At 69.1% G+C, this 7,854-nt stretch carries 4 protein-coding genes and 1 pseudogene; 1 reads left to right on the top strand and 4 read right to left on the bottom strand.

Annotation, left to right across the window (positions count from 1 at the left end; genetic code table 11):
* Positions 1-25 precede the first annotated feature (25 nt).
* From hpnC to AC08ON_RS09965, 3 genes are all read right to left on the bottom strand, one after another.
* Positions 26-1,105 (bottom strand): squalene synthase HpnC, encoded by a 1,080-nt coding sequence (hpnC, locus tag AC08ON_RS09975; RefSeq protein ID WP_476606661.1) that lies wholly within the window; start codon positions 1,103-1,105, stop codon positions 26-28.
* A gap of 438 nt (positions 1,106-1,543) precedes the next feature.
* Positions 1,544-2,323 carry an SDR family NAD(P)-dependent oxidoreductase gene (locus AC08ON_RS09970; protein WP_085014068.1) on the bottom strand — a complete coding sequence of 260 codons (780 nt, stop codon included), beginning with the start codon at positions 2,321-2,323 and terminating at the stop codon, positions 1,544-1,546.
* 994 nt (positions 2,324-3,317) lie between these two features.
* A complete protein-coding gene (locus AC08ON_RS09965) occupies positions 3,318-4,175 on the bottom strand; it encodes a TetR/AcrR family transcriptional regulator (RefSeq protein WP_476616829.1) in 858 nt (285 codons plus the stop codon).
* Positions 4,176-4,345: 170 nt separating this feature from the next.
* Here AC08ON_RS09965 and AC08ON_RS09960 point away from each other — a divergent pair.
* Positions 4,346-6,421 (top strand): annotated as a pseudogene (locus tag AC08ON_RS09960) (MMPL family transporter); the annotation flags it as partial.
* Between the two features lie 531 nt (positions 6,422-6,952).
* Here AC08ON_RS09960 and AC08ON_RS09955 read toward each other — a convergent pair.
* Positions 6,953-7,555, bottom strand: coding sequence for an NUDIX domain-containing protein (locus AC08ON_RS09955; RefSeq protein ID WP_476616828.1), 603 nt, complete (start codon positions 7,553-7,555; stop codon positions 6,953-6,955).
* Between the last annotated feature and the right edge of the window lie 299 nt (positions 7,556-7,854).

Raw genomic sequence — 7,854 nt, 5'->3', positions numbered from 1 at the left:
CCCGCGGGGAACTGCGCCGCGGTACTCATCGAACCTCACCCATCTCCGGAAGAACGGACTGTGCGGCGGGGACGCCGGCCTGGGTACTCGTCGCGGCGGTGCCGCCGTGGGCTGTGGAACCGGAACCGGAACCGGAACCCGGCCAGGCCCCGGCCGCGCTGGTCGCGGTGGCGACGGCGGCCGCCGTGTGCGCCACCGCCGACGCTCCGGGAGCCAGCGACCGGGCCAGCGCCGCCAGCGCGAACTCGGCGACCCGTGGCTTCGTCGCCTTCGGTGGCCCACCGAGCACGTCGTAGCCGGCGCGCCGGATCGCGTCCAACGCCGCCCGGCCCCCGCCCACGAAACCGGCCAGGGCCAGCCGCAGCCGCCCGGGCACCATCGACACCAGGGGAGCACCCTGGTCGATCACCGTACGGGCCCGAGCAACCTCGAAGGCCATCAGATGGCGCACGGCCGGACTCGCGACGGAAGCCCGCAGATCGGCCTCGGTCACCCCGAAGGTGTCCAGATCCTCCAGCGGCAGGTAGATCCGGCCGGCGGCGAGGTCCTCGGCCACGTCCTGCCAGTGCTCGGCGAGCTGCAAGGCGGTGCACACCCGGTCCGACAGCACGACCCGGTCGGGGGTCGCCAGCCCGAAGACGCCCAGCACCATCCGTCCGATCGGATCGGCCGAGAGCGTGCAGTAGCGGACCAGGTCGTCGAAGGTCTCGTAACGGGTGACCCGCTGGTCCTGCCGGTTGGCCTCGACGAGACGCTGGAACGGTTCGGCGGGCAGGTCACAGTCCCGCACGGTCCGCGCGAGCAGGCGCAGGACCGGCAGCTCCGGCTGCCCGCCTGTCCAGATCACCTCGAGGTCCGCCGACAACCGGTCGAGCAGGGCGAGCCGGTCGCCGGTCGCCTCGTCGCCGAGGTTGTCGACGAGCCGGCTGAAGGCGTACAACGCGTTGAAGTGGAAACGAACCGCCGCAGGCAGAACGAACGGCGAGACCGGGAAGTTCTCCGCCGGGGCGGCGCGCAGCAGCTGCTCGGCGGGAGTTGCCAGGCCCGTCGCGGCCGGCTGGGCAGGCGTGCGTGATGGGCTGGTTCGGGCGTCGATGGCTGTCATACGCCTCTCCTTCGATGGCGGTCTGCACTACGGACGCGGTCGGGTCGGATCCCGCATCCCCGGGTGCCATGACCGGCGCGGACGTACCCGCAGAGCCCGGGTTCGGAAGGCTCTTCGGAAGGCTCCGCGGTGGGGTGGCTGCCCGGGTCTCGCCGAGGCGATCAGGATGCGGATCGCACCGGGTGGTCATGGGCACGATCAGCGCGGGCCGGTGCGGGAGATGGGCCGGCCCTGGGCCGGTATCGGGATGAGCTCCGCCTGGCCGGCCCCCTTCGGTTGGTCCTCACAGGTCCGTGGGCGGAATGATGCTCCGGCGGCACCACCTGGGCGGCCTGCGGCCGGTGGCCGCCCGTCGGCCGCAGCACTCTCATCGTCGGTGTCGCTCACCCCCAGGGCCGGTCGGAGAGCCGGAAGCGGCCGGGTAGACCACGCCGCGGATCATCCGAAGACACCCGCCAGCCTGCGGTAGACCGACGGGATCGCACCGTGGACCCGCACCGCGCCGAGTAACCAGCGTGGCACCCAGATCTCGGCGTCGCCGCGTCCGGTGGCCGCCAGCATGCGCTGCGCGACAAGCCCGGCCGGTATGGGCCGGGGCCAGCGACGGACGTAGGGCGCGCCACGGCGGTGGAAAAATGGTGTGTCGACGACACCAGGTAGACACAGGGTCACCGTCACACCGCGACCGGCGACCTCGGACCGCAACGCGTCGGCGAAACCGAGCAGAGCGGCCTTGGTAGCGGAATAGGCGACCTCACCGCGCACTCCCAGCGCGCCGGCGATGCTGCCCACCAGCAGGATGCGCCCCTGGCCGCGGTCGAGCATGGCCGGCAACATGGCCCGGACCAGCATCATCGGCGACAGCACGTTGACCGTGACCAGCTCCGCGATCGCGGCCGGGGACATCACCTCGAACGGGCCCGCCGCCCCGAGACCGGCCGAGCACACCAACAGGTCGACCTCGCCGAGAAGCTCGGTCGCCCGGGAGGAGACCATCAGTTCCGAGCCGGGACTAGACAGGTCGACCGCGATCCGGTGCCCCTCGGTCGCCGCGGCCACCTCGTCAAGCGCGGCCCCGTTGCGACCGACCAGCAGCGACCGGCATCGGTCCGCGGCCAGCAGCAGCGCGGCCTCCCGGCCGATACCGCTGGATGCTCCCGTGATGACGGCGGTCCGGGGCGGCCAGGTCGAGACGACCGAGCCGGCCCGTAGGGCCAGCCCGGTGAGAGATGTAGACACTCCGTTACCGAAAGCGGGGCGAGACCGGGTGCTCACGACACACCGCTTCCGGTCATTCCCCTCACGCCGTTCTCCCCCGCGGGCACTGGTTGCACGTCACCTACAACTTTCCCTACTCGTCGCCCCGCGTTGCGAGGTGGTCCGACCGAAGGTGATTCGGTGTGGTCCGCTGGCACGAACTCGCCGGCCGGATCGTTGCGTCGGCCACCCTGGCGGGCGGCACCGATCCGAACAGCCACTGCTCATCTCATCAACGCCGGGCTCCGGATCCGCGGCGCGTTGGTAACTCCGCGCCACCGGGCTCACGACTGCCACCATTCCACCGTCCCGTCGCCGGATCGTCCATGGTCAGATGGGCGACATCGGACGGCGGGGGCCTAGCGCGACTCCGGACTCCCTATCACACTCCCTCATCCCAACCGCCCGGCGTCGCCCGATATGACAGCGGTCCGATCGATTCGGAATCTGCTCTCAGAGACTTTCTTCCGGGGACTTCGAACTGGCTCCACATCGACGACTGGGTATTGCGGACTATTTACAACCGCATTGCCTCCGGAGGAAGGACGCGCCGACGACACCTTGCCGACTCGATGCCGGTACACGGCGTCAGGGTCATGGTCGGCCTGCTCCGACGCCAACACCCTCCCGTCAGTCCGATCCGGTCACCACAGGATCACCGGCCGCGACGGAGGCAAAGCCGCCGAGACCTACCTCCGGCGGCAGATGTGTCGACCCGTCCGCGGCGTGCGCCGGACAGGCGGAAGGCTCATCATCCAAACGCTGATCCATCCTCCACACACGACCACCCTACCGCCCCAGACAAACAAGAGCGAAAGCGGCATTTGCCACGACCAAATAGACGGACCACCATCTACGAACGTCTGAAGAGTGAGATGAGGCACATGAACCGCGAAGGTGGCTGGATACGAAGGGGTGATGCACCGGATCGCTCACGGTCCGGCGCATACAGTCGTCAGTGGAACCGGACGGAGGCCAGGTCCGGCACGGGAGGCCGGTGAGGCGCCGCGGCCTCCCGGCACGCAGGACGTTCTTCGTGCGCCGGGCAGGATGTCTCGACCGGACCCGCGTCGGCGACCGGAGCATCCCGTGACCCGGTCGGGTCAGCACCGGAGGGAGACCTGTCACTTTCATGCCCCTCATCACCCACCGCGCCGCAGCCGCCGGAGTCAGCGGCGGAGACGGAGTCAGCGGGATCGTCACCGAGAGCGGCGAGGGCAGCAGCCACGATCTCCCCCTGCTCCGCGGCGGAGACCAGCGGGGTGAATGTCCTCGATACCTGCGAGACAAGGACCCGGATGCGCTCAGAGCAGATGACCGCCTCGCCCGCGCCGCCGCGGCGCTCCTCGTCGGCGCTGGTGGACTGCCGGGCGGCGGCCTGGGCACGTTCGATCGCCATCCCGATGATCCCCCCCCGCAGGGATCCGACCGCGCAGTACGCGCGCAGCAACCCAAGATGGGTGGGAGCCGGCCCCGCGAGCCCGTGCACGAGGGCCTGCTGCAGCGACAGTATGTCGCTCTTGCCGATCTTACGGTGAATCACCGAAGGGTCGTCGGCGAAGACGAGCAGCACGCCACCGGGGCCCGCCAGCGCCTCGACGAATCGCTCGATGATGATCCGGGGGGGCGGCGGGGACTGCCGAACAAGATCGACAAGTCGACCCAGCTCGGACACGAAGGGCTCCAGCAGAGCGTCGAGGATCGACTCCTTCGACGGAAAGTGGTAATAGAGCGCCGCCTTCGTCACTCCCAGCCGCTCGGAGATGTCCCGCACCGAGGTGCCGGCATACCCCTGTTCGCTGAAGAGGCTCATGGCGGCGGCGAGGATCCGCGATCTGGTATCGCCCCGTGGATCGGGCGATGCCGGATCGGTCATGGCGGCCATACACCCCCCCGATCGAGTCCGCGACGGATGTTACCCTCAACTCTACCTACTGAACGACCGGTAAGTTTCTCGGTAGCAATCAGCAGCAAATCGTCAGCATGACGTCGCAGGTAGCGACACCACCGATCACCAACGCCCGAGGGGAAACCGTGGCCTCGCTCGCCCGCTGGTGCTTCCGGCACCGTCGGCTCGTCCTGTTCCTGTGGATCGTCGCGCTGCTCGGGCTCGGCGGCATCAGCCAGGTGGCCGGAAGTAGTTACAAGGACGCCTTCTCCCTGCCCGGCACCGATTCGCAGAAGGCCATCGACCTCCTGCAACGCGACTTCCCGGCGGCGTCGGGAGACAGCGCCACCATCGTGCTGCACAGTGACAAGACTCGTATCACCAACCGTGCCATCTCCGATCGGGCCAGCGAGATGCTCGGCGAGCTCGCCAAGGTCCCGCACGTCACCGGGGTCACGAGCCCATACGGGCCGCGGGGCGCCGCCCAGATCAGCAAGGACGGGCACACGGCCTTCGCGACCGTCGACTTCGACCTGCAGGGCATCGAGCTACCCAAGGACGACATCCAGCGGTTCGTCGGCACCGCTCGAGGCTACGGCGGCGACGACCTGCAGGTGGAGGCGACCGGTCAGGTCGTCTCGATCATCGAGCAGCAGCAGCAAAGCTACAGCGAGTTGATCGGCATCATCGCCGCGGCGATCATCCTCTTCGTCGCCTTCGGCTCGTTGCTGGCCGTCACTCTGCCCCTGATCACCGCCATCATGGCCCTCGGGGTCGGCAGCATCCTGATCATCCTGCTCTCCCACGTCCTCACGATCGCCGAGTTCAGCCCGGTCCTCGCGACCTTGATCGGACTGGGCGTCGGCATCGACTACGCCCTGTTCATCGTCAACCGGCACCGCATCGGCCTACGCGCAGGCAAGAGCCCGGAGGAGGCCACGGTCACCGCGGTCAACACCTCCGGGCGCGCCGTGCTCTTCGCCGGCATGACCGTCTGCATCGCGCTGCTCGGCATGTTCGCGCTCGGCGTGAGCTTCCTCTACGGCGTGGCGATCTCGGCTGCGGTAGCCGTGGCGATGACGATGACCGCGGCCGTCACCCTGCTGCCGGCCCTGCTCGGCTTCTACGGCATGAAGGTACTCAACCGGCGCGACCGGCGCAGGCTGGCCGAGGAGGGCCCGGTGCACGAAAGCACCTCGGGCGTCTGGTGGCACTGGGCGAAGCGGCTGGAGGGGCGGCCCCAGTTGTTCGCGGTGGTCAGCGCGGTGGTCATCGCCGTCATCGCGATCCCGTTCCTCTCGCTGCGGCTCGGCTCGTCCGATCTCGGCAACGGCGACACCGCCAAGACCACCAAGCGCGGCTACGACCTGCTGGCCGAGGGCTTCGGACCGGGGTTCAACGGTCCGTTCAGCATCGTCGCCGAGATCCATTCGCCGCAGGACACGGCAAGCCTCCGCGCCGTGGTGGCGGCGGCCCGCGCGACACCAGGCGTCGCCTCCGTCTCGGCCCCGCGGCCGAGCCCAAACGGGCAGGCGGCGATCGCCACCCTGTACCCGACGACGAGCCCGCAGGCCGAGGCGACCTCGAAGCTGCTCAACCAGCTGCGCGACCACGTGATCCCGCAGGCGAACCATGCCGGCACCGGCATCTACGTCGGCGGCATCACGGCCACCTTCGAGGACTTCTCCAGCACGCTGTCGGGCAAGCTGCCGCTGTTCATCGGGGTCGTGGTTCTCCTCGCCTTCCTGCTGCTGGTAGCGGTGTTCCGCAGCCTGCTGGTCCCGTTGACCGCCTCGCTGATGAACCTGCTCGCGGTCGGGCCGGCCTTCGGCGTGGTCGTCGCGGTGTTCCAGTGGGGCTGGGGCGCATCGCTGTTCAGCATCAGCGGCGGCCCGGTCGAGGCGTTCATCCCGGTGATCCTCTTCGCGATCCTGTTCGGCCTGTCCATGGACTACGAGGTGTTCCTGGTCAGCCGGATGCACGAGGAGTGGACCGCGCGCCGGGACAACCGGATCGCCGTCTCGCTCGGCCAGGCCGAGACCGGCCGGGTCATCTCCGCGGCTGGCGCGATCATGATCCTGGTCTTCGCCTCGTTCATCCTCGGTGACGAACGGGTGATCAAGCTGATGGGCCTCGGGCTCTCGACGGCGATCCTCATCGACGCCTTCATCATCCGGACCGTGCTGGTGGCCTCGCTGATGCACATCTTCGGCACGGCGAACTGGTGGGTGCCGGCCTGGCTCGACCGGGTCCTGCCGCGGATCTCCGTCGAGTCCGCCGAGGATCTGGAGGAGATCCGGCACACCCCGCTGCCCGAGGACGCCGTCGCGGGCCGTTCCGCGGCCGGGGGCCGGTCCGCCCGCTTCCCGGGCAGGCAGCCCGCGAGGAGCGGAGCTCACGCACCGGCGAGCCCATGCGCTGATCTTCACGGGACCACCCGAACAATGCGGGACCACCCGAACAGTGACAGCCCGCGGGGCGTCCGCCTGGCCGGCGGGCGCCCCGCGGCGCTTGGCCTGCCGGGATCGGCCAGGACGGTGAGCCGGCCGAGGACACGTTCGTCGCCATCGAAGGAACCACGAGCGCGACCGCGACGGTACTGGGCACGTTGTTCCCCTATGCCCGGGCCCGGTTGGGGGCGTGGGTGCGCAACCGTCACGCCAAGCCGGCGGTGCGCCGGATCCTCACCGAGACGCCGGCGGTCATGCCTCCATCACCTCGTTCGCCAAGCTGGACATCATCACCGCGCCACATGCGGGTGGCCCCGCGAGCGCCTGAGCCGCGCCCGCGCCCCGAGCATCCGGTTCACCGAGCGACGCGACGCTCACCGAACCACCGACGGGCTCGGGAATCTGATTACCGAACTCCAGATATCCGCTACGCTGCGGCACCCCCCGCAGGGCCGCGGCGGCACGGACCCGTCGCGCGTGCGGGGACGACAGCAACCCGCCCACCTCGTCCACGGGGACGAACGCGCAGTTGATGATCTCGTCCATGTCCACCCGGATGCGCTCCCGCCATGAGGCAGGCAGCACACCGCCGTCGAAGACGAAGGCCAGCATCTCGCTGTCGAGCCACCCGTCGTTAAGACATGGCGCCCAGTCGATCGCGAGCAGACCACCGATCGGTGGGGCGATACCGAGCTCCTCGGCGACCTCCCGTACGCACGCCGAGTAGGGCGATTCCCCCGGTTCGATAAAGCCTCCCGGAATGTCCCAGCCTGGCTTGTACAACGGTTCAACGAGCAGTATGCGGTCTTCTTCATCGAAGAACAGGACACCCGCCGCAGCGTAGGGTCGCGCCATCGGAGGTCGGTTCAAGCTCGCCTCGGTGCCGTGGTCAGGACGCTGCCGTGGGGTGGCCGGCGGCTTCGAGGACATCGCCGACCGCAGCATCAGGCCGTCACCGGGTACGCCGGCCGGGTCCGGCAGAGCCCGGTCGACTAGGGAAAAGTCAAGATCCTTCTTCATATTATCACACACTTCACATAGTACTGACGAACGGAATTGATGTTCCTGCCGCCGAGTGGTGGGCGACGCGGTGGACCACTAACGATAGGCGACCACGAAGGGGCGCGACCCGCCAGCGTTTCGCGGAACGTAAG

The sequence above is a fragment of the Frankia sp. CoWAU3 genome (assembly GCF_977971855.1).
The sequence above is the reverse complement of the archived record's forward strand: the minus strand, read 5'-3'. Positions and strand labels throughout refer to the sequence as shown.

Coding starts and splice junctions, on each gene's coding strand:
- hpnC (WP_476606661.1), bottom strand. CDS start 1,105: ATGACAGCCATCGACGCCCGAACCAGCCCATCACGCACGCCTGCCCAG.
- AC08ON_RS09965 (WP_476616829.1), bottom strand. CDS start 4,175: ATGAGCCTCTTCAGCGAACAGGGGTATGCCGGCACCTCGGTGCGGGAC.
- AC08ON_RS09955 (WP_476616828.1), bottom strand. CDS start 7,555: ATGGCGCGACCCTACGCTGCGGCGGGTGTCCTGTTCTTCGATGAAGAA.